Annotated in this window: 17 protein-coding genes, 1 other RNA gene and 2 pseudogenes; 13 read left to right on the top strand and 7 right to left on the bottom strand. The window is 69.1% G+C overall.

Annotated elements, in window-relative coordinates; all coding sequences use genetic code 11:
* The first annotated feature begins 234 nt into the window (after positions 1-234).
* The 6 genes from prfB (at position 235) to ssrA (ending at position 5,597) form a co-directional block, all read left to right on the top strand.
* Entirely contained in the window at positions 235-1,356 is a 1,122-nt protein-coding gene (gene prfB / locus AB0J88_RS27255; protein WP_364361872.1) for a peptide chain release factor 2, read from the top strand.
* A 134-nt stretch (positions 1,357-1,490) separates the two neighbouring features.
* Positions 1,491-2,171: a cell division ATP-binding protein FtsE gene (gene ftsE, locus AB0J88_RS27250; RefSeq protein ID WP_089245428.1), complete on the top strand. Its 681-nt coding sequence runs from the start codon at positions 1,491-1,493 to the stop codon at positions 2,169-2,171.
* Between the two features lie 74 nt (positions 2,172-2,245).
* On the top strand, positions 2,246-3,121 hold the full coding sequence (ftsX, locus tag AB0J88_RS27245; RefSeq protein WP_364361874.1) for a permease-like cell division protein FtsX: 876 nt from the start codon (positions 2,246-2,248) through the stop codon (positions 3,119-3,121).
* Between the two features lie 142 nt (positions 3,122-3,263).
* Positions 3,264-4,517 (top strand): peptidoglycan DD-metalloendopeptidase family protein, encoded by a 1,254-nt coding sequence (locus AB0J88_RS27240; protein ID WP_364361876.1) that lies wholly within the window; start codon positions 3,264-3,266, stop codon positions 4,515-4,517.
* Between the two features lie 137 nt (positions 4,518-4,654).
* Positions 4,655-5,131, top strand: a complete 477-nt coding sequence (smpB, locus tag AB0J88_RS27235; protein ID WP_364361878.1) for an SsrA-binding protein SmpB — start codon at positions 4,655-4,657, stop codon at positions 5,129-5,131.
* Positions 5,132-5,219: 88 nt separating this feature from the next.
* Positions 5,220-5,597: a transfer-messenger RNA gene (gene ssrA, locus AB0J88_RS27230) on the top strand.
* A gap of 97 nt (positions 5,598-5,694) precedes the next feature.
* On the opposite strand, the gene AB0J88_RS27225 is transcribed toward ssrA, so the two are convergent.
* On the bottom strand, positions 5,695-6,714 hold the full coding sequence (locus tag AB0J88_RS27225; protein WP_364361880.1) for a lytic polysaccharide monooxygenase: 1,020 nt from the start codon (positions 6,712-6,714) through the stop codon (positions 5,695-5,697).
* Between the two features lie 96 nt (positions 6,715-6,810).
* On the bottom strand, positions 6,811-7,299 hold the full coding sequence (locus AB0J88_RS27220; protein ID WP_364361882.1) for a hypothetical protein: 489 nt from the start codon (positions 7,297-7,299) through the stop codon (positions 6,811-6,813).
* 72 nt (positions 7,300-7,371) lie between these two features.
* Here AB0J88_RS27220 and AB0J88_RS27215 point away from each other — a divergent pair.
* The 6 genes and pseudogenes from AB0J88_RS27215 to AB0J88_RS27190 form a co-directional block, all read left to right on the top strand.
* Positions 7,372-7,575, top strand: a pseudogene (locus AB0J88_RS27215) (YibE/F family protein); the annotation flags it as partial.
* A gap of 33 nt (positions 7,576-7,608) precedes the next feature.
* Positions 7,609-8,331, top strand: coding sequence for a YbaB/EbfC family nucleoid-associated protein (locus tag AB0J88_RS27210; protein ID WP_364361884.1), 723 nt, complete (start codon positions 7,609-7,611; stop codon positions 8,329-8,331).
* A complete protein-coding gene (locus AB0J88_RS27205; protein ID WP_364361886.1) occupies positions 8,324-8,647 on the top strand; it encodes a hypothetical protein in 324 nt (107 codons plus the stop codon). The genes AB0J88_RS27210 and AB0J88_RS27205 overlap by 8 nt, the downstream gene beginning before the upstream one ends.
* Positions 8,647-9,141: a hypothetical protein gene (locus AB0J88_RS27200; RefSeq protein ID WP_364361888.1), complete on the top strand. Its 495-nt coding sequence runs from the start codon at positions 8,647-8,649 to the stop codon at positions 9,139-9,141. The genes AB0J88_RS27205 and AB0J88_RS27200 overlap by 1 nt, the downstream gene beginning before the upstream one ends.
* A gap of 2 nt (positions 9,142-9,143) precedes the next feature.
* Complete coding sequence (locus AB0J88_RS27195; RefSeq protein ID WP_364361890.1) at positions 9,144-9,629, top strand: EndoU domain-containing protein; 486 nt, start codon at positions 9,144-9,146, stop codon at positions 9,627-9,629.
* Complete coding sequence (locus AB0J88_RS27190) at positions 9,611-10,036, top strand: hypothetical protein (protein WP_364361892.1); 426 nt, start codon at positions 9,611-9,613, stop codon at positions 10,034-10,036. The genes AB0J88_RS27195 and AB0J88_RS27190 overlap by 19 nt, the downstream gene beginning before the upstream one ends.
* Before the next feature lie 3 nt (positions 10,037-10,039).
* Here the strand turns inward: AB0J88_RS27190 and AB0J88_RS27185 are convergent, their stop codons facing one another.
* Positions 10,040-10,699 (bottom strand): LysR family transcriptional regulator, encoded by a 660-nt coding sequence (locus tag AB0J88_RS27185; protein WP_364361894.1) that lies wholly within the window; start codon positions 10,697-10,699, stop codon positions 10,040-10,042.
* Positions 10,700-10,791: 92 nt separating this feature from the next.
* On the opposite strand from AB0J88_RS27185, the gene AB0J88_RS27180 reads away from it, so the two are divergent.
* Positions 10,792-12,105 (top strand): MFS transporter, encoded by a 1,314-nt coding sequence (locus AB0J88_RS27180; RefSeq protein WP_364361896.1) that lies wholly within the window; start codon positions 10,792-10,794, stop codon positions 12,103-12,105.
* Here the strand turns inward: AB0J88_RS27180 and AB0J88_RS27175 are convergent.
* From AB0J88_RS27175 to AB0J88_RS27160, 4 genes and pseudogenes are all read right to left on the bottom strand, one after another.
* Positions 12,096-12,839: pseudogene (locus AB0J88_RS27175) on the bottom strand (beta-propeller fold lactonase family protein); the annotation flags it as partial. The gene AB0J88_RS27180 and the pseudogene AB0J88_RS27175 overlap by 10 nt on opposite strands.
* Positions 12,840-13,150: 311 nt before the next feature.
* Positions 13,151-14,545 carry a GH1 family beta-glucosidase gene (locus AB0J88_RS27170; protein WP_364361898.1) on the bottom strand — a complete coding sequence of 465 codons (1,395 nt, stop codon included), beginning with the start codon at positions 14,543-14,545 and terminating at the stop codon, positions 13,151-13,153.
* On the bottom strand, positions 14,542-16,758 hold the full coding sequence (gene yicI / locus AB0J88_RS27165) for an alpha-xylosidase (RefSeq protein WP_364361900.1): 2,217 nt from the start codon (positions 16,756-16,758) through the stop codon (positions 14,542-14,544). Before yicI ends, AB0J88_RS27170 begins: the two co-directional genes overlap by 4 nt.
* The gene (locus AB0J88_RS27160; RefSeq protein ID WP_364361902.1) at positions 16,755-17,636 is read right to left on the bottom strand and encodes a carbohydrate ABC transporter permease; all 882 of its coding nucleotides are present in this window, start codon (positions 17,634-17,636) and stop codon (positions 16,755-16,757) included. Before AB0J88_RS27160 ends, yicI begins: the two co-directional genes overlap by 4 nt.

Below are 17,636 nucleotides of genomic sequence, written 5' to 3'. Positions count from 1 at the left end.
CGGGCTGATCCAGGCCCTGGCCGACGCAGCAGACATCGCCGCAAATCCATCGCAGTCGCTCGCCGAACTGGACCAGCCCTTGCTTCGCTCGGCTGGACGACACCGCACCGCGTGAGCGCGCTGCTCCGCTCCCTCGCGTGGCCAGGCGCCGCCGTTGGTCCCGCTGGACCGCCGGTTTGCGGTCCCTGACGCAGCGTGCGGTGATCGGTGGGTCAGCGCGTATTCTTTTCTGTTGTGACCGCTGCCGATTACTCCGACCAGCTCAAGACTCTCGATGCCACCCTGCGCAACATCGAGGCCGTGCTCGACCTCGACAGGCTGCGCCGGGACAAGGCTGACCTGGAGGAGCAGGCGTCGGCACCCGACCTGTGGGACGACCAGGTCAAGGCGCAGGCGGTCACCTCGAAGCTTTCGCACGTCAACAGCGAGATCGACCGGCTTGCGGCGTTGCGCGGGCGGCTCGACGACGCGTCCGTGCTCCTGGAGTTGGCCGAGGGCGAGGACGACCCCAGTGCCCTCGCCGAGGTCGGCTCGGAGCTGACCGCTCTCCACAAGGCCGTCGAGGAGATGGAGGTCCGGACCCTGCTCTCCGGCGAGTACGACTCGCGGGAGGCGCTGGTCGCGATCCGGGCCGGTGCGGGCGGGGTGGACGCCGCCGACTTCGCCGAGATGCTCCTCCGGATGTACCTGCGCTGGGCCGAGCGGCACAACTACCCGACCGAGGTCTACGACACCTCGTACGCGGAAGAGGCCGGTCTCAAGTCGGCGACCTTCGCGGTGAAGGCGCCCTATGCCTACGGCACGCTCAGCGTCGAGTCCGGCACGCACCGGCTCGTCCGGATCAGCCCGTTCGACAACCAGGGCCGGCGGCAGACGAGCTTCGCCGGCGTCGAGGTGCTGCCGGTGACCGAGACGACCGACCACATCGACATCCCCGAGAACGACATGCGGGTCGACGTCTACCGGTCGTCGGGTCCGGGCGGCCAGAGCGTCAACACGACCGACTCCGCGGTTCGGATCACGCACATCCCGACCGGCATCGTGGTCACCTGCCAGAACGAGAAGTCGCAACTGCAGAACAAGGCGTCGGCGCTGCGCGTGCTCCAGGCCCGGTTGCTGGAGCGCAAGCGCCAGGAGGAACAGGCCAAGCTCGACGGTCTGAAGACCGACTCCTCCGGCTCCTGGGGCGACCAGATGCGCTCGTACGTCCTCCACCCTTATCAGATGGTGAAAGACCTTCGAACTGAGGAGGAGACGGGCAACCCGTCTTCGGTCTTCGACGGCGAGATCGACGAGTTCATCGAGGCCGGGATCCGTTGGCGCAAGCAGCGCGAGTTGGAGTCAGACCCCGCGTAACCCGTTATCTTCGGTGACTGTCTGTGTGCGCCTCCGTCTAATGTGTGGAATAAATTTCGGCCTTTCCGGCAATACGGGCACGATGGATGCCTAGAGGCTTGGAGTTTTCGTTACACCGCGTAGACTCCTGACCCGTGATTCAGCTCGAGCACGTGACCAAGACCTACCCGAAGGCTTCGCGGCCCTCGCTTGACGAGGTCTCCGTCGGGATCGAGAAGGGCGAGTTCGTCTTCTTCATCGGCCCATCGGGTTCCGGCAAGTCGACGATCATCAAGCTGCTGCTGCACGAGGTCACGCCCAACCGTGGGCGGGTGCACGTCAACGGCCGCGATGTCACCGCGATGCGGTCGTGGAAGATCCCGGCGTTCCGCCGGCAGATCGGCTGCGTGTTCCAGGACTTCCGCTTGCTGCCCAACCGCACCGCGTACGAGAACGTGGCCTTCGCCCTGGAGGTCATCGGTAAGACCAAGGCCGTCGCGCGGCGCGTGGTCCCCGAGGTGCTGGAGCTGGTCGGCCTGGGCGGCAAGGAGCACCGCTACCCCCACGAGCTGTCCGGTGGTGAGCAGCAGCGCGTCGCCGTGGCGCGCGCGTTCGTCAACCGGCCGCTGATCCTCCTCGCCGACGAGCCGACGGGAAACCTCGACCCCGACACGTCGATCGAGATCATGCGGCTGCTGGACCGGATCAACCGCACGGGCACGACGGTCGTGATGGTCACCCACGACTCCAACATCGTCAACCAGATGCGCCGGCGCGTCATCGAGATCGAGAGTGGTCGCATCGTGCGCGACCAGGCCCGGGGCGTCTACGGCTGACGCGCGATACCCCCGTCGCGCTCATAGTCCCGGCAAGTCGTTAGTCCAGCGGAGCTCCGGAAGGAATCCCCCCGATGCGGTTGAAGTACGTCATGTCCGAGGTGATGGTCGGACTGTGGCGCAACGTGACGATGACCGTCGCCATGATCATCACGATGGCAGTTTCGTTGACGATGCTGGGCGCCAGTGGCCTGATCTACACGCAGGTCAAGGACATGAAGGCGTACTACTACGACAAGATCGAAGTCGCCATCTTCCTGAAGCCCGAGATCACCGACGACCAGCGCACCTCGCTCGAAGGCTCGCTGAAGGCCGACCCCCTGGTTCGTGAGGTCATCTACGAGTCCAAGGACGAGGCGTTCAAGAAGTTCCAGACCATGTTCTCCGACGTGCCGGCGGTCGTCGACGCGGTCAAGCCCGGCCAGCTCCCCGAGTCCTTCCGGGTCGGCCTGAAGAACCCCGAGCAGTACCAGGCGGTTCGCGAGGCGTACGTGGGCAAGGAAGGTGTCGACCAGATCATCGACCAGCGCAATCTGCTGGAAAAGATCTTCAATATCCTCGGCTCGGTGCAGACCATGGCGCTGGTGGCGGCCAGCGTGATGGCGATCGCGGCCCTGTTGCTGGTCGGCAACACGATCCAGGTCGCGGCCTACAGCAAACGCCGAGAAGTCGCGGTCATGAAGCTGGTCGGTGCGTCCAACTGGTTCATCCAGGCACCATTCGTGCTGGAGGCGGTGGTCGCCGGCATATTGGGCTCGATCATCGGCTTCGGGGCACTGGCCCTCGGCAAGGTGCTGCTGCTCGACGGCTCGCTGTCCGAGCTCACCGACCTGCTGACGCCACTGTCCTGGGGCAAGGTGCTGATCATGCTGCCGCTGATGGCGCTGGCCGGCACCCTGGTCAGCTCGATCACCGCCTGGGTCACGCTCCGCTTCTACCTGCGGGTCTAAGGCCGTTAGCCGTGAGGCGCCCGCCCTGTCGCGAGAGCGGCGGGGCGGGCGTTGTGCTATATGCGCCTTGTTACTCGGTTTCCCCTTTGTGCCCTCTGTGCCGTAGGTAGCGTCAAGCTCACGTGCGGGTGAAGGGTGCAAGATGTACTCCTATCGCAGGAAAAGTCCAAAGCTAGCGGGGCTGTTGGCGCTGGTCGTGCTGGCCACCATCGCGCCGGCCGGCGCCGCCCGGGGCGACCCGAGAGACGACAAGAAACGGATCGACGCCGAGGTCGCCAAGGCGTCGTCGATCCTCGAGGGCGCCACCGAGCGCGCCCAGCAGGCGGCCCGCCAACTCGTCCAGGCGAGCGGGAAGCTCCCGGCCGCGCAGCAGTTGGTGATCGAGAGTCAAGGTCAGGTCGTCGCCGCCCAGGTTCAGGCGGAGACGGCGCAGCGCAAGGCGGAGTCAGCCCAGGCGGCCGTATCCGCCGCGCAGAAACGGTTCGCGACCGCCGACCAGGAGCGCCGGGCCGGTCAGGAGCAGATCGGTGAGCTCGCCGCCGCGGCGTACAAGGGTGGCCCGCTGGCCAATCTCAACGTCCTGATGCGGGCGCAGAACGCCTCCGACACGCTCTACCGGTTCACCTACGTCGACCGGGTCGTCACCGAGCAGCGGCGGACGATCCGTGGCTACATCGACGCGCTCGCGGTCGCCCGGCGGGAGGAGAACGAGGCCACCGTGGCCCGGGCCGTCGCCGACGAGGCGATGCTGCACGCGGACGCGGCCCTCGACGACGCGTCGGTTGCCGAGGACCAGGCCGAGGACGCGGTACGCGAGGTCGCCCAACTGGTGAGCCAGAAGGAAGAGGCACTGGCGATCGCCCAGGAGGAGCGGGCCGCGAGCCTCCAGAAATACAAGGAGGCGAAGGCCGAGGAGGCCCGGATCGCGGCGGCCCTGCGGGCGTGGGAGGCGAAACAGCGGGCAGCGGCCGAGGCGAGGCTGTCGGCCGGGCGCCTGTTCCTTCCGGTGCACGGCTACAAGTCGAGCGACTTCGGCAGCCGGTTCGACCCGTACTACCACGTCTGGCAGCTGCACGCGGGTGTGGACCTGGCTGCCGACGGCGGCACCCCGATCCGCGCCGCGGCCGCCGGCAGAGTGATCATGGCGGGCTGGAACGGTGGCTACGGCAACTACACGTGCCTCAGCCACGGCAAGTACAAGGGCAGGTCGATGTCGACCTGCTACGGACACCAGTCGGAGATCCTGGTCCACGAGGGACAGCAGGTGAAGCGGGGCCAGACCATCGGCCGGGTCGGCACGACCGGCGCGTCGACCGGCGACCACCTGCACTTCGAGGTCCGGATGGACGGTGACCCGGTGCAACCGCTGGGCTTCCTGCCACCCTGCCTCTGCTGACCGACCTCTTTCACCGGCAGGCCCGCGTTCTCCGTGACGCGGGCCTTGCCGTGTCCGCGCCGTGATGGAACCCAGATGTCGCCAGCGCGGGTGGCGGGTAGCATTGCACAGTTGTCCGAGCGAAAGAGGTCGAGGTCGTGCCGCGGGAAAAAGGCCGCAAGGTCGTCACGTCCAACCGCCGGGCCTGGCACGACTACGCCATCCTCGACACCTACGAGGCAGGAATGGCGCTGACCGGCACCGAGGTCAAGTCGCTGCGTGCCGGCCGGGCGTCCCTGGTCGACGCGTTCGCCCAGGAGAAGTCCGGCGAGTTCTATCTCTACGGCATGCACATCCCGGAATACAGCCAGGGCACCTGGACCAACCACGAGCCCCGGCGCACGCGCAAGCTGCTGCTCAACCGGGTCGAGATCGACAAGCTCCAGGGCAAGCTCAAGGAGAGCGGGCTGACCCTGGTGCCCCTGTCCGTCTACTTCAACGACGGCTGGGCCAAGGTCGAGCTCGGGCTGGCGCGCGGCAAGAAGGCCTACGACAAGCGCCAGGACCTGGCCAAGCGCGACGCCGACCGCGAGATCCAGCGGGCGGCCGGCCGCCGCGGCAAGGGCATGGACTGATTCGTCCCTCGATGGGCGGTTCCAACCTCGGGAAGAAACCATTGGCGCGACACGTTAATCTGTAGTGGCTGCGGCAGTCGCAGCACGAGGGGGTGACTGGTTTCGACTTCGTCCGTTGCGACAGGGGAAGCGAGCCGAGGAAGCCAACGTCGTCTCGAAAATCGGTCGTTGGAAACTTATAAGCGCCAAGCAGAATCGCGCTCAGTTCGCCCTCGCCGCCTGACGGCGGGTTAGCGAACTTGTCGGCCTGGGAGTGCCTTCGGCCCAGATTGCCGGCATCAGCTAGAAGGCTGGCCAATCGGCCCCGGTCGCGGGGGCCGTGCGGCGAGATTAATCAGCGACTGGGCCCGTCTCACCGACTCGCTCGTGTGATCGGTGGGGCCGAGTAAGGACATAGCGAGCTGCGCTCGGAGAAGCCCTGACAAGGCGCCGAAGGACCCGGGTTCGATTCCCGGCACCTCCACGAGTGGGTGGGCGGGGTCTGTCTGCTGTGAAGCGACAGACCTCGCCCACTCGTCATTCCGCTCCGGGGGCCGAGCCCCCGGTGACCCCCACGGTTCGGGTTACGTGGCTGCGCAGGTGGCTGTGGGCGTCGCACTCGTTCCTGAGCCCAGTAGGCCGAAGGTTGTGCTGGCTCCCGCCGCTGCTGAGCCGTTGTAGCTGGCGTTTGTCACCGTTGTTGTGCTGCCGGTGGTGGTGGCTGTGCCGTTCCAGACTTGGGCTACCTGTTGGCCGTTGGGGTAGGTCAGGGTGACTGTCCAGCTGGTGATCGCTCTTGAGCCTGCGGTTACTCGGACGTCGGCTTGGAAGCCGCCTGTCCAGGAGCCGGTTTGGGTGTAGGTGGCTGTGCAGTCGGCTGAGCCGCTTGGTGGCGTTGTCGGCTGGGTGGTTGGTGGCGTCGTGGGGGTGGTTCCGCCGAAGTTGATGTCGCTGCAGAAGTAGTAGGACTGGTCCTGGTGGCTGGCTTGCCAGATTGTGTAGAGCATCGCGCGGCCGCTTCGGCCTGGGGCTGAGACCGGGATGTCGATCTGGACGCCCTGGCTTGCTGGTTGCCACTGGGAGGCCGGGGTGTTGCCGATCTGGCTCACCAGTGTCAGGTCGCTCCAGCGCAGGGGTTGCGTGGTGGGGTCGTAGCCCGCTCTTGTCACGTAGACCCTGATGTAGTCGGCTCCGTGGCTTGCCTGGTCCTGTAGGCGTAGGGAGAAGCTCGTGCTTACCGAGGTGGCTCGCCAGTTGCCTACTGTGTCCATCGCGTTGTAGCGGCCTCCCTCGGCGTGGCCTCCGCTGCAGAGTTGGCCGTCGGGGATGTTGGACTGGTGGGCGCCGGCCAGGTTTTCTCGGTACAGGCCGTTCCAGTTCCACATGGCGTTCGGGTTCGACTGCCACGCTTGCCAGCACATGGGGTCTTCCGTGGCCATCTCGGGGGCCTGGAAGCGGGAGCCCCAGCGTTCCCAGCAGCCGTAGTTGCGGGAGGCCGGGTTGATGACGCTGCCGTGGGCCGAGGCTGGGGCCGACGGTAAGACGACGACGATGACGGCGGCCAGTGCTATCAGTGGGGCCACCAGGAGTCGGGCGATGCGCATGAGAGCTCCACGAGTCGTGACGGAAGCCGCCCCTTGCTTCCGTGCGCCATGTCGCTCCCGCAGCGCGCCCAGGGTGTCATGACGCATGCATAAGCGTCAATTAAATCCCGTCAGGTCAGGTGCGTAGGCCACCGCTACGAAGCGGGCTGTGCGGCCCGCCAGGCAGAGGGTCGCGAAGACGGGCAACGACATGGATGTGCGGGCGACGTAGACCGTCGCCGCGATCAGGGGCGGGATGCCGGCGGTGGCGCTCGCGAACAACAGGAGCGCTGAATACCTTGGCTTGTCGAGCAAGGCGACCAGTGCCGTCATTCGGTCGCGGAACGCGGACGGGCGGGACGGCTTACTCGGCTTGTCGACGATGCGGCGGAGCAGGGAGCCGCGGAGCAGGCCGCGGGTGGCCAGGAAGATGACCACCTTGCCGGTGGTCTGGCCGACCGCCGCGACGAGGCCGGCCAGCAGCGGGGCTGTGTCCGTGGTCGCGGTGAGGCCGACCAGGTAGGCCTCGACCGGGGTGAACGGTTGGAACGCCGACGCGAAGCCGACGACGGCGACGCCGAGCAGGCTGACGACGTCGGCGCTCATGCCTCTATGGCGACATGACCGAGGCGACGGGTCAACCCCACGAATAAACCAGACAAAAAGGACCAGCCACGCCTAGCCTCGACGGTCAACACCATCGTCCTGGCGTACGCCGGCGCCTCGTTGCCGTTGCTCCTCCTGGTCATCATCGGCGGCCAGCCGGCGTCCACCGTGCTCACCAGCGAGTTCATCGTGGACGAGATCGTCCGCAGCGTCGTCGGCACGATCGGCCTGATCGCCGCGGTCCCCGTGACCACCGGGTTGGCCGCGCTGGTCACCGCGCGGCGCTGACCGGCTGATAGAGTCCGACCGATGTCGACGGACGCATCGGCGCAGGGCACCGCCTTCGCCGGCCAGGTGCGGGTGTTCGCGACCGCTCGGCGGCTGGAGCGGGTCGAGCTGGAGCCGCAGCTCCTCCGCCTGACCCCTGACGAGCTCGGCGCCTACGTCGTGGAGGCGGCCAACCTCGCGCTCGCCGAGGAAACCGCACCGATCGACCCGGCGGTGCTCGACGAGGCGTTGCGGACCGCCATGGAGTCCGGGTCGGCGCTGATGCGCACCATCTCCGAGTCGCTCGGTGACGTGATGTTCCGGCTGCGGGAGCGCACCGGGATGAGCGGCGACCCGGGCACACAGGGGCTGTCCTCGGTGCTCGACGAGGCCGGGGACCTGCTGCGCCTCGCCACGAACAACTCGGCGCCGGCCGAGCGGACCGGTGAGGGCGCCGCGGGCGCGGTGACAGCGACAGTCCGGGCCGGCCCGCGCGTGGTCGAGATCGGCATCGCCGGCAGCGCGCTGCGATTGGGTGCCGACACGCTGGCCGAGGAGATCGTGACAGCGGTCAACGACGGCCTCGACCGACTGGGCGACGCGACCGCTGCGGCGGAGGCCAGCCCCGTCACGCCCCAACGGATCCGTGACGTCCAGGACGCCAGCCTGGCGCACATGCGCGCCTACACCGGGGCGTTGCGTGCCCTGCTGGGCAGCGTCGGCGGGCCGGTGCCGACCACCCGTGAACGGAGCGACGATGGCTGACCTGGGCGTCGATGCGGCGGCGCTGCGCCATTCGGGCGGCGGTGTGCGCACCGCGGCAGAGGGGATGGCGCAGCGGCTGGCGGCCTTCCAGTCCGAGCTCGCCGCGTACGGGCAACCCTGGGGCAACGACGACCTCGGCTCGCTGATCGGCATGGCGTACGAGACCGTCCTGGAGGTGGCGATGGACTGCATCACCGGCAACCTCGACGGCCTCGCCGAGGACGGTGCCGGGCTGGTCGACATGGCCGACTCCTACGACGCGGTCGAGCAGGAGAACGTGGCGGGCAGCCAGGCGTTCGACGGCCGGCTCGGCTGATGGGGCTCCAGCTTCCCGGCGAGCTCACCGGGCTGCTCGCGATGCTCGGCTACACCTGGCCCGAGGCCGACGAGCAGAAGCTCTTCGAGATGGGGCGGAGCTGGCTGACCTTCGGCGGTGGGCTGCCGGCGGACCTCCAAGCCGCGCACGCGTACGCCCAGCAGGTCTGGACCAACAACGAAGGCCAGGCGGTGCAGGCGTTCCAGGCCGCGTGGTCGGACCCGGAGTCGTTCAGCGCCAACCTCGACGACGCGGGCATCGCCTCGACCATCGTCGGCGCGGCGCTGATGGCCTGCGCCGGCATCGTGCTCGCGTTGAAGATCAACGTCATCGTGCAGCTCGTCATGCTGGCGATCCAGATCGCGCAGGCGATCGCCACTGCCGCGGTCACGTTCGGCGCCTCCCTCCTGGAGATCCCCGTCTTCAAGGAGCTCACCGGGCTGATCCTCGACCAGCTGATCGACCTCGCGCTCCAGGCCGTCCTCAATGGATGATCGTGGCCAGGACTAGCCGCGCCGGTGGCAACGCCGGCCTCTTCGAGCCCGCGCTCAAGTGGATGCGCAAGAAGGTGCAGACGAGCCGGCGGCACCACCACGTCTTCCGGGGCGAGGTGCGGGGCAGCCCGGCCCGCGGTCCGCGCGGGAGCGGTTGGCACCACCGGTTCATGGGCCAGGACCCGCCGGACCGCCGGGTCGTACGGGTGACCCGGCGCGGCGTCGACGGCACCTACGCGGCCGACGTCGAGATGCGCGGGGGACCGACCGGCGCCTGGTACCCCAAGCCCGCCGGCAGCTCGTTCTTCCCGGATAATTGGACGCCGCAGCGGGTCGACCGAGCCATCAACGACGCCTTCGACAGCGGCGGCACCGTCCCCGGCACCGGCGGCCGGCGCTGGCGCGGTGTGGCCGACGGCGTGCTCATCGAGGGCTCGTACCACCGCAACGGAAGGACATGGAACTCAGGATGGCCGATCGTGTCATGAGCGGGGTCACCTTCTACCGCGACGAGTACGGCGGACCCGCCGCCCGTCCCCGCGACGACTCGTGGAGCGCGATCGGCTCGCTGATGACCGGCGACGTGCAGAACGTGGCGAGCTGGGCGCTTCGGCTGCTGGCGTACGTCGACGACGTCGAGTCCGGTCGGAGCGCCGGCGAGAGCTGGCAGGGCAACTCGTGGGACGTCGCGATCAGCAAGGCCGGCGTGCACCTCCAGGACCTCGAGTCCGACGACTGGACCGGCACGCACACCCTGGCGGAGACCCGCGCCGTCCTGCTCGAATACCTCCGCTTCCTCCTGCCGGGCATCGAGGAGCGCCGCGGCGAGCTCGCCGCCTGGGAACGGGACGAGGGCCGCGAGCACCCCAGCCGCGCGGCGGTCGAGACCGGCTGACTGTCAGTACGTTCCGGAGACCTGCGGTAGCCACACCTCGGCGTCGGGCACGGCGGCGTGCCGCGAGACCAGTTCCTGGCGGAGGGTGCCGAGCGCGGGATGTGGGTTGTCCGCCCGCCAGACCAGCGAGATCGGATAGACCGGCGCCGGGTCGCGCACCGGGATGCGGCGCAGGTCCCAGCTGTCCGGCCACAGATAGCGCGAATGCTCACCGACCAGCGTCGACAGCGAGGCGGAGCCGGCGATCTCGGCCAGCAGCACCTCGTTGCCGAAGCCCGGCCCGACCACGTCGATGGTGAGCCCGAACGCGGCGGCGAGCTCGACATTCGGATGCGCGCGGTGGAAGTCCTGGAGCAGGACGGCCGGCGCGATCCGCCGGCTGTGCACGTCGACCCGCAGCGGCCGCCGGCCGGGCCGCACGGACGCGTCGGCCCGGTCCGCGACGCGGAGAAGCTCGCGGGCGTGCGGCAGGAAGGCCTGGCCGTCGACGGTGAGCTGGACCCCGCGCGCCGACCGGGTGAACAGCCGCACCGACAGGTCCTGCTCCAGAGCGGCGACCCGCTTGGAGACCGCCTGCTGGGTGATCGCCAGCGCTGCCCCGGCCTCCTGGAACTGGCCGGCGTCGGCGGCGGCGACGAACGTACGCACAGCTTCGAGATCCACCCCGCGACCCTAGAGCCACAACCGATCGTTGTGGCTCGCCGTCGGTCGCGTTGTTTGATGCCGGCCCGGCGGCCTTGCTTGGATTCGACGCGATGGCGAAACGATCTCTGGGCCGGCAGTTCCGGTTGTTGTGGGCGGCGTACGCGGTCAGTGCCTATGGCTCCGGGCTGGGCTTCGGGGCACTTCCGCTGATCGCCCTGCTGGTGCTCGACGCCGGCCCCGCGCAGGTGTCGGCGTTGGCCGCGGTCGGCCCGGCGGTCGGCGCGCTGATCGCGGTGCCGCTCGGGCCGCGGGTGGAGGTCCGCCTCAAGCGGCCCGTCATGATCGCGATGGACCTGACCCGCTTCGCGGTGATGATGACGATCCCGGTGGCGTACGCCTTCGGCCGGTTGACGTTCGTCCAGTTGCTCGTCGTCTCGGCCGTGGTCGCCGCCGCCAAGATCGCCTTTGGCGCGGCCAGCGGCGCCTACCTCAAGGCCCTCGTCCCGCCGGCCGACCTGCTGGTGGCGAACTCGCGCTTCGAGTCGACGACGTGGAGCGCGATCGCCGTCGGACCACCGCTCGGCGGGGCCGCGATCGGCGTGTTCGGGCCGGTCACGACCGTGGTCGCCGACGCGCTCAGCTACCTGCTCTCCGCGCTGGGCATCACCGCACTGCGCGGCGCCCGCGAGGAGCGCGCCGTGCGACCCCGGCTGCGGGGCGGCGACCTGCGGGCCGGTTGGCGACACATCCTGCGTCACCCCGGGCTGCGGGCGCTCTATCTCAACCACCTGGTCGTCGCCGGCCTGATCATGGCCACCGAGCCGCTGCTGGCGGTCCTGCTCTTGCAGGACCTGGGCTTCGCGCCCTGGCAGTACGGCCTCGCGTTCGCGGTGCCCTGCCTCGGCGGGCTGGTCGGGTCCCGCCTCGCCCGGCGCGTCGTGGCCCGCCACGGCCAGCACCGGATCCTGCGCGTCGTCGGCACGCTGCGCGCGGTCTGGCTGATCGGCCTCGCGTTCGTCCAGCCCGGCGTCGTCGGTCTCGTGACGGTGATCGCGGTGGAGATCGCGATCATCATCAGCATGAGCCTGTACAACCCGGTGCTCGCGACCTACCGGCTGGAGCACACCCCGGACGACCGCGTCGCGCGTACGCTCTCCGCCTGGTCGGTCAGCAGCGGCATCGCCATCGCCGTCCTGAGCGCGGCGGGCGGGGTGCTCGCCTCGGCGACCAGCCCCCGCACGGCCATCGCGGTGGCGGGGGTGCTGATCGTCGCCAGCCCGCTGCTGCTGCCGTCGCGTGCTCAGTCCGCGGCGAGCCCGGCCACCGTCGCGGGAAGCTCGCCCCAGGACCCGATCGGCGACAGGCTGCCGTTGGCACCGACGGACCAGCCGAAGACCTGGCAGGAGTCGGCGTCCAGCGCGTAGAGGAAGCGTCCGTCGGTGGTGAGGTCCTCGTCCCGGAGCCCGGTGTGGCCCGCGTTGCCGACGCCGGCGGCCGGGTCGTCGAGCGTGAGGCTGCCGTCGGCGCCGATCGCGTACCGCGAGACGCCGCTGTCGGCGAAGTTGGTCGTGTAGAGGAAGCGGTTGTCGTCGGACACCACCGCCCAGCAGATCTCGCTGCGCCCGTTGCCGACCGATGCCGACACCGGGGTCAGATCGCCCGCCGCGGTGGCGTACGACGAGGTCGCCGCCTTGCCCTTCGCGGCGCCGAACGCCTCGACGACCAGCAGCGTGCCGTCGTCGGTGAACGCGAACCCGTACGGCGTCTGGCCGGCCGACGAGAACGTCTGCGGCTCGCCGAGCTGACCGTCGGAACCCACCGGGAAGCTGACGATCGCGTTCGCCATCCGTTCGGTGACCATCAGCGCCGAGCCGTCCGGGCTGAAGCCGACCTGGGCCGGGTCGGCGCCTGCCTCCAACGTGCGCGTCGATCCGGGGACCGGCTCGAGGCCGCCTGAGGTCAACCGGAACCCGCATACCGAGGGATCACCGGTGTTGAGCACGTACACCAGCCCGTCGTGCTCGGCGACACTCTTCGGCGCCGACCCGCACGAGGTCGTCCCCATCGCCCGAGGCCCGTCGTCGTCGACCGCGAGGACCGACAGGTCCCCACTGCCCGCGTTGGTGACGAGCAGTGCCCGCCCGTCGCCGCTCAACATGGTGCAACCCTGCGAGGCCAGGTGCGGGACACCGTCACCGGCCCCACCGGTCGCGATCGGACCCCAGTCCGACAATGCACCGTTGGGACTGGTCCGGAAGACCACCACCTGGTTGCCGGCACTCTCATTGCTCTGGACGTAAACGGCACTAGGCGCCGAATCGGTGCGCATGTCCGATCTCCCCCGACAATCGCTGATCAAACGGCATACCCGCCATCTGCCGCCTCAATCGCCGTCACCGGGCCGTTGCGAAGATCAACTGTGGGTTGAACCCACCGCGCCGGTCAGCGCCGGCGCGGTGGGTTCCGCGATCACAGCTCGCCCGAGGCGGCCAGCCGCTTGTACCAGTGCGCGCTCTGCTTCCACGTGCGCACCTGGGTGTCGTAGTCCACGCGGATGATGCCGAAGCGGCGGTCGTAGCCGTAACCCCACTCGAAGTTGTCGAGGAGCGACCACACGAAGTAGCCGCGCACGTCCGCTCCCTGCGCCCGGGCCTCGGCCACCGCGCCGATGTGCCGGTGCAGGTAGTCGATCCGCCGGTCGTCCTGGATCGTGCCGTCGGGCGAGACGACGTCGTCGAATGCGGCGCCGTTCTCGGTGATCATCAGCGGCTGGTTCGGGTAGCGGTCGCGCAGGCTCAGCAGGAGCTCGGTGAACGCCGGCGGGTCGATGTTCCAACCCATCGCCGTGTACGGCCCGGGCTGCGGCAGGAACTCGACGTTGTCCGCCGCGACCCACGGCGACGCCGAGGAGGCGCCGTGGCCGTCGGCGGAGGACCGCTCCGAGACGCCGTCCCAGGCGCGGACCAGCGTGCTGGAGTAGTAGTTGACGCCGAGCACGTCCAGCGGGACCGCGATCAGCTTCTCGTCGCCGTCCTGCACGAACGACCAGTCGGTGACCGAGGCGGTGTCCGCCAGCAGGTCCGCCGGGTAGGCGCCGTCCAGCATCGGGCCGAGGAACGCGCGGTTCGCCAGCGCGTCGATCCGCCGCACCGCGTCGTGGTCCGCGGGCGAGTCGGACGCCGGACGGATGACGTGCAGGTTCAACGTCACCGACAGCTCGGACCTCGGCGCGAGCTCACGGACGACCCGGCCGGCCAGGCCGTGCGCCAGGTTCAGGTGGTGCACGGCGGCCAGGGCCGCGGCAGGCGAGGTGCGGCCGGGCGCGTGCACGCCCGACGCGTAACCCAGGTAAGCCGAGCACCACGGCTCGTTGAACGTGGTCCAGGTGTGCACCCGGTCGCCGAGCGCCTCGACGATGCCGGCCGCGTAGTCGCGGAAGCGCAGCGCGGTCTCCCGCGACGCCCAACCGTCGGCGTCCTCGAGCTCCTGCGGCAGGTCCCAGTGGTACATCGTCGCCACCGGCTTCACGCCGCGCTCCAGCAGCCCGTCGACGAGCCGCCGGTAGAAGTCGATCCCGGCCTGGTTGAACGCGCCCGCGCCACCCGGCTGCACCCGCGGCCAGGAGATCGAGAACCGGTACGCGTCGAGGCCCAGGTCGGCGATGTGCCCGAGGTCCTCCTGCCACCGGTGGTAGTGGTCGGCGGCCACGTCACCGGTGTCCCCGTTGAGGGTGCGCCCCGGAGTGTGGCTGTAGGTGTCCCAGATGGACGGACCCCGGCCGTCCTCGTTCGCCGCACCTTCGATCTGGTACGCGGCCGTAGCCGAGCCCCACACGAAATCCTTCGGAAAGACGTACTCCGTCACAGCCCCACCTCGTAACCCGACGACGATCCCGCGATCAGTTCCGCGGTGACCGCACCATTGTCGTATCGCACCTCGAACTCAGCACCGGGGCCGTCCCCCGGCGACGGGATCCGCACCCGCGTCCGCTGTCCTTCGGCCGGCGTGAACGCCCGCAGGCGCACGCCGTCGGCCCATTCGTAGTCCGGCTTGTCGTCGCGTGAACCGAACGGGATCACGGCGCCGGGCCGGGCCAGCACCGGCACGCTGTCGAACTCGTGCTTCTCCGTCACCCACGCCGGGCCGGTCAGCTGGGTGCCGGTCACCAGGTGCGTCCAGGTGCCGGCGGGCACGTAGAACGTGACCTCCCCGTCGGCGCTCATCACCGGCGCCACCAGGACGTCCGGGCCGAGCATGTACTGCCGGTCCAGGTGCGCCGCGGTCGGGTCGTCCGGGAACTCCAGCACCATCGGGCGCATCATCGGCACGCCCTCGCGGTGCGCCTCGTCGGCGACGGCGGCCAGGTACGGCATCAACGAGAGCTTGAGCTTCGTGAAGTGCCGCAGCACGTCGACGGCCTCGCTGTCGAACGCCCACGGCACCCGGTAGGAGCCGGAGCCGTGCAACCGCGAGTGCGAGGAGAGCAGGCCGAAGGCGACCCAGCGCTTGAACACGGCCGGGTCGGGCGTGCCCTCGAAGCCGCCGATGTCGTGGCTCCAGTAGCCGAAGCCGGACGCGGCCAGCGACAGCCCGCCGCGCAGCGACTCGGCCATCGCGGCGAACGTCGACTCGCAGTCGCCGCCCCAGTGCACCGGGAACTGCTGACCGCCGGCGGTGGCGGACCGGGCGAAGACGACCGCTTCGCCAACGCCACGCGAAGCCTCGAGCAGTTCGAAGACCGCCTTGTTGTACGCCTGCGCGTAGTGGTTGTGCATCCGCTGCGGGTCCGAGCCGTCGTGCCACACCACGTCGGTCGGGATGCGCTCGCCGAAGTCCGTCTTGAACGAGTCGACGCCCATGTCGAGCAGCACCTTGAGCTTGCTCTGGTACCAGGCGACCGCGTCCGGGTTCGTGAAGTCGACCAGCGCCATGCCGGCCTGCCACTTGTCCCACTGCCAGACCGAGCCGTCGGCGCGCTTCACCAGGTAGCCGTTGGCGCGGCCTTCCTCGAAGAGGTACGAGCGCTGGGCGATGTACGGGTTGATCCAGACGCACACCTTGAGGCCGCGCTCGTGCAGCCGGCGCAGCATGCCCTCCGGGTCCGGGAACGTCGCGGGGTCCCACACGAAGTCGCACCAGTGGAACTGCCGCATCCAGAAGCAGTCGAAGTGGAACACCGACAGCGGCAGGTCCCGCTCGGCCATCCCGTCGATGAACTCGGTGACGGTCTTCTCGTCGTACGACGTGGTGAAGGACGTCGAGAGCCAGAGCCCATAGGACCACGCGGGTACGCGGGCCGGGCGACCGGTCAGCGCGGTGTAACGGCGCAGCACGTCCTTCGGGGTCGGCCCGTCGATCAGGTAGTACGTCAGGGTCTGGCCCTCGACGCTGAACTGGGTCTCGGACACCACCTCCGAGCCGATCTCGAACGAGACGTGCTCGGGGTGGTCGACGAAGACGCCGTAACCGCGGTTGCTGAGATAGAACGGGACGTTCTTGTACGCCTGCTCGCTCGCGGTGCCACCGTCGGCGTTCCAGATGTCGACGGTCTGGCCGTTCTTCACGAACGCGCCGAACCGCTCACCCAACCCGTAGAAGGTCTCGCCGATCCCGATCGCCAGCCGGTCGTGCACGTACGCCTTGCCGTCCGCGTCGGTGACCAGGCCGACGCTGCGCGCGGTCGACGAGGTGAGCACCCGGTCGCCGTGCAGGAAGTCGACCCGCCACCCGTCGACGAGGGCGACCCGGGCGGTCAGCTCGCCGGCGGTGATCGTGGCGGACAGGCCCGAGACGTCCACCGTGACCGGGTGGCTGTCGCTGGAGGCCACCTCGAACACCGGAGTCTTCGGCACACCGCCCAGGTGATGCGCCACGGTGACGCCGATGACGCCGTCCGCGGGGGAGAAGAACCGGGCGGTGACGACCGGGCGGTTGAGGGTGTCGCCACGGGTGACGACGCGGCCGGTGGGTGCGTACGCGGTGAATCCGCGCTCTTCGAGCTCGACCGACTCGACCGCGCCGGGGCGCAGGACGCTGACCCCCGGTCGCAGTTGCCAGTACCCGTCGGTGAACTTCACTTCTCGGCTCCTGCCGTGATGCCGCGCGAAAGCGTGCGCTGGAAGATGATGAAGAAGAGGACAGCCGGAATGAGGCTGATCAGCGCGCCCGCGTTCGTGGTCGGTGCGTCCATCAGCCGATCGCCCTGCAACGAGGCCAGCGCGACCGGGATGGTCTGTGTGCTGTTGTCGATGAGCATGACCAGAGGGATCAGGAACTCGTTCCAGGTCCAGATGAAGAAGAAGATGAGCAGCACCGCGAGGGTGGGCCGCAGGTTGGGGAACACCACCCGCCACAGCACGGTCCACTTGCCGGCGCCGTCCAGCGCCGCCGCCTCGAGCACCGACTTGGGGAAGGTGCTGAGCACGGACGCGAGCAGGTAGGTGCCGAACGCGCTCTGGATGACGGTGAAGATGATGATCACCGAGAGCTGGGTGTTGTAGAGGCCGACCTGCTTCGCGGCGTAGTAGAGCGGGTAGATCAGCGCTTCCTGCGGCAGCATGTTGGCCAGCAGGAACAGGCCCACGATCCAGAGCCGGCCCTTGACCCGACCGATGCCCAGGGCGTACGCGTTGAGCAGCGAGACGACCACGCCGAGCACCGCGACCGAGCCGGCGATCAGCAGCGAGTTCCAGAGCTTCAGCGGAAAGTTGACCTGGTGCCAGTAGTTGGTCAGGCCCTTGGTGTAGAGCTCCGACGGCCAGCTCAGCGGCCCGCCCGTGGAGTAGTCCCCGGGCGACTTGAACGCGTTGAGCAGCATGAAGACGAAGGGCACCAGCATCGCGAGCGCGGCAATGGTGACCAGGGCCAGGATGATCCAGCGGCTGACGCCGCGGCGGTGCCGGTCGCTGGACTTCGGTGTGGCCGGTCGCTTGGCCGAGATCGTTGTGACGGCCAT

Source organism: Asanoa sp. NPDC049475, from assembly GCF_040676915.1.
GTDB lineage: Bacteria > Actinomycetota > Actinomycetes > Mycobacteriales > Micromonosporaceae > Asanoa.
The sequence above is the reverse complement of the archived record's forward strand: the minus strand, read 5'-3'. Positions and strand labels throughout refer to the sequence as shown.

Excerpts from the sequence above, each read along its gene's own strand:
- AB0J88_RS27205 (WP_364361886.1), top strand. The coding sequence starts at position 8,324 with ATGGCTGACCTGGGCGTCGATGCGGCGGCGCTGCGCCATTCGGGCGGC.
- AB0J88_RS27240 (WP_364361876.1), top strand. The coding sequence starts at position 3,264 with ATGTACTCCTATCGCAGGAAAAGTCCAAAGCTAGCGGGGCTGTTGGCG.
- AB0J88_RS27180 (WP_364361896.1), top strand. The coding sequence starts at position 10,792 with ATGGCGAAACGATCTCTGGGCCGGCAGTTCCGGTTGTTGTGGGCGGCG.
- AB0J88_RS27200 (WP_364361888.1), top strand. The coding sequence starts at position 8,647 with ATGGGGCTCCAGCTTCCCGGCGAGCTCACCGGGCTGCTCGCGATGCTC.
- AB0J88_RS27190 (WP_364361892.1), top strand. The coding sequence starts at position 9,611 with ATGGCCGATCGTGTCATGAGCGGGGTCACCTTCTACCGCGACGAGTAC.
- AB0J88_RS27160 (WP_364361902.1), bottom strand. The coding sequence starts at position 17,636 with ATGGCCGTCACAACGATCTCGGCCAAGCGACCGGCCACACCGAAGTCC.
- AB0J88_RS27210 (WP_364361884.1), top strand. The coding sequence starts at position 7,609 with ATGTCGACGGACGCATCGGCGCAGGGCACCGCCTTCGCCGGCCAGGTG.
- ftsX (WP_364361874.1), top strand. The coding sequence starts at position 2,246 with ATGCGGTTGAAGTACGTCATGTCCGAGGTGATGGTCGGACTGTGGCGC.
- AB0J88_RS27225 (WP_364361880.1), bottom strand. The coding sequence starts at position 6,714 with ATGCGCATCGCCCGACTCCTGGTGGCCCCACTGATAGCACTGGCCGCC.
- AB0J88_RS27220 (WP_364361882.1), bottom strand. The coding sequence starts at position 7,299 with ATGAGCGCCGACGTCGTCAGCCTGCTCGGCGTCGCCGTCGTCGGCTTC.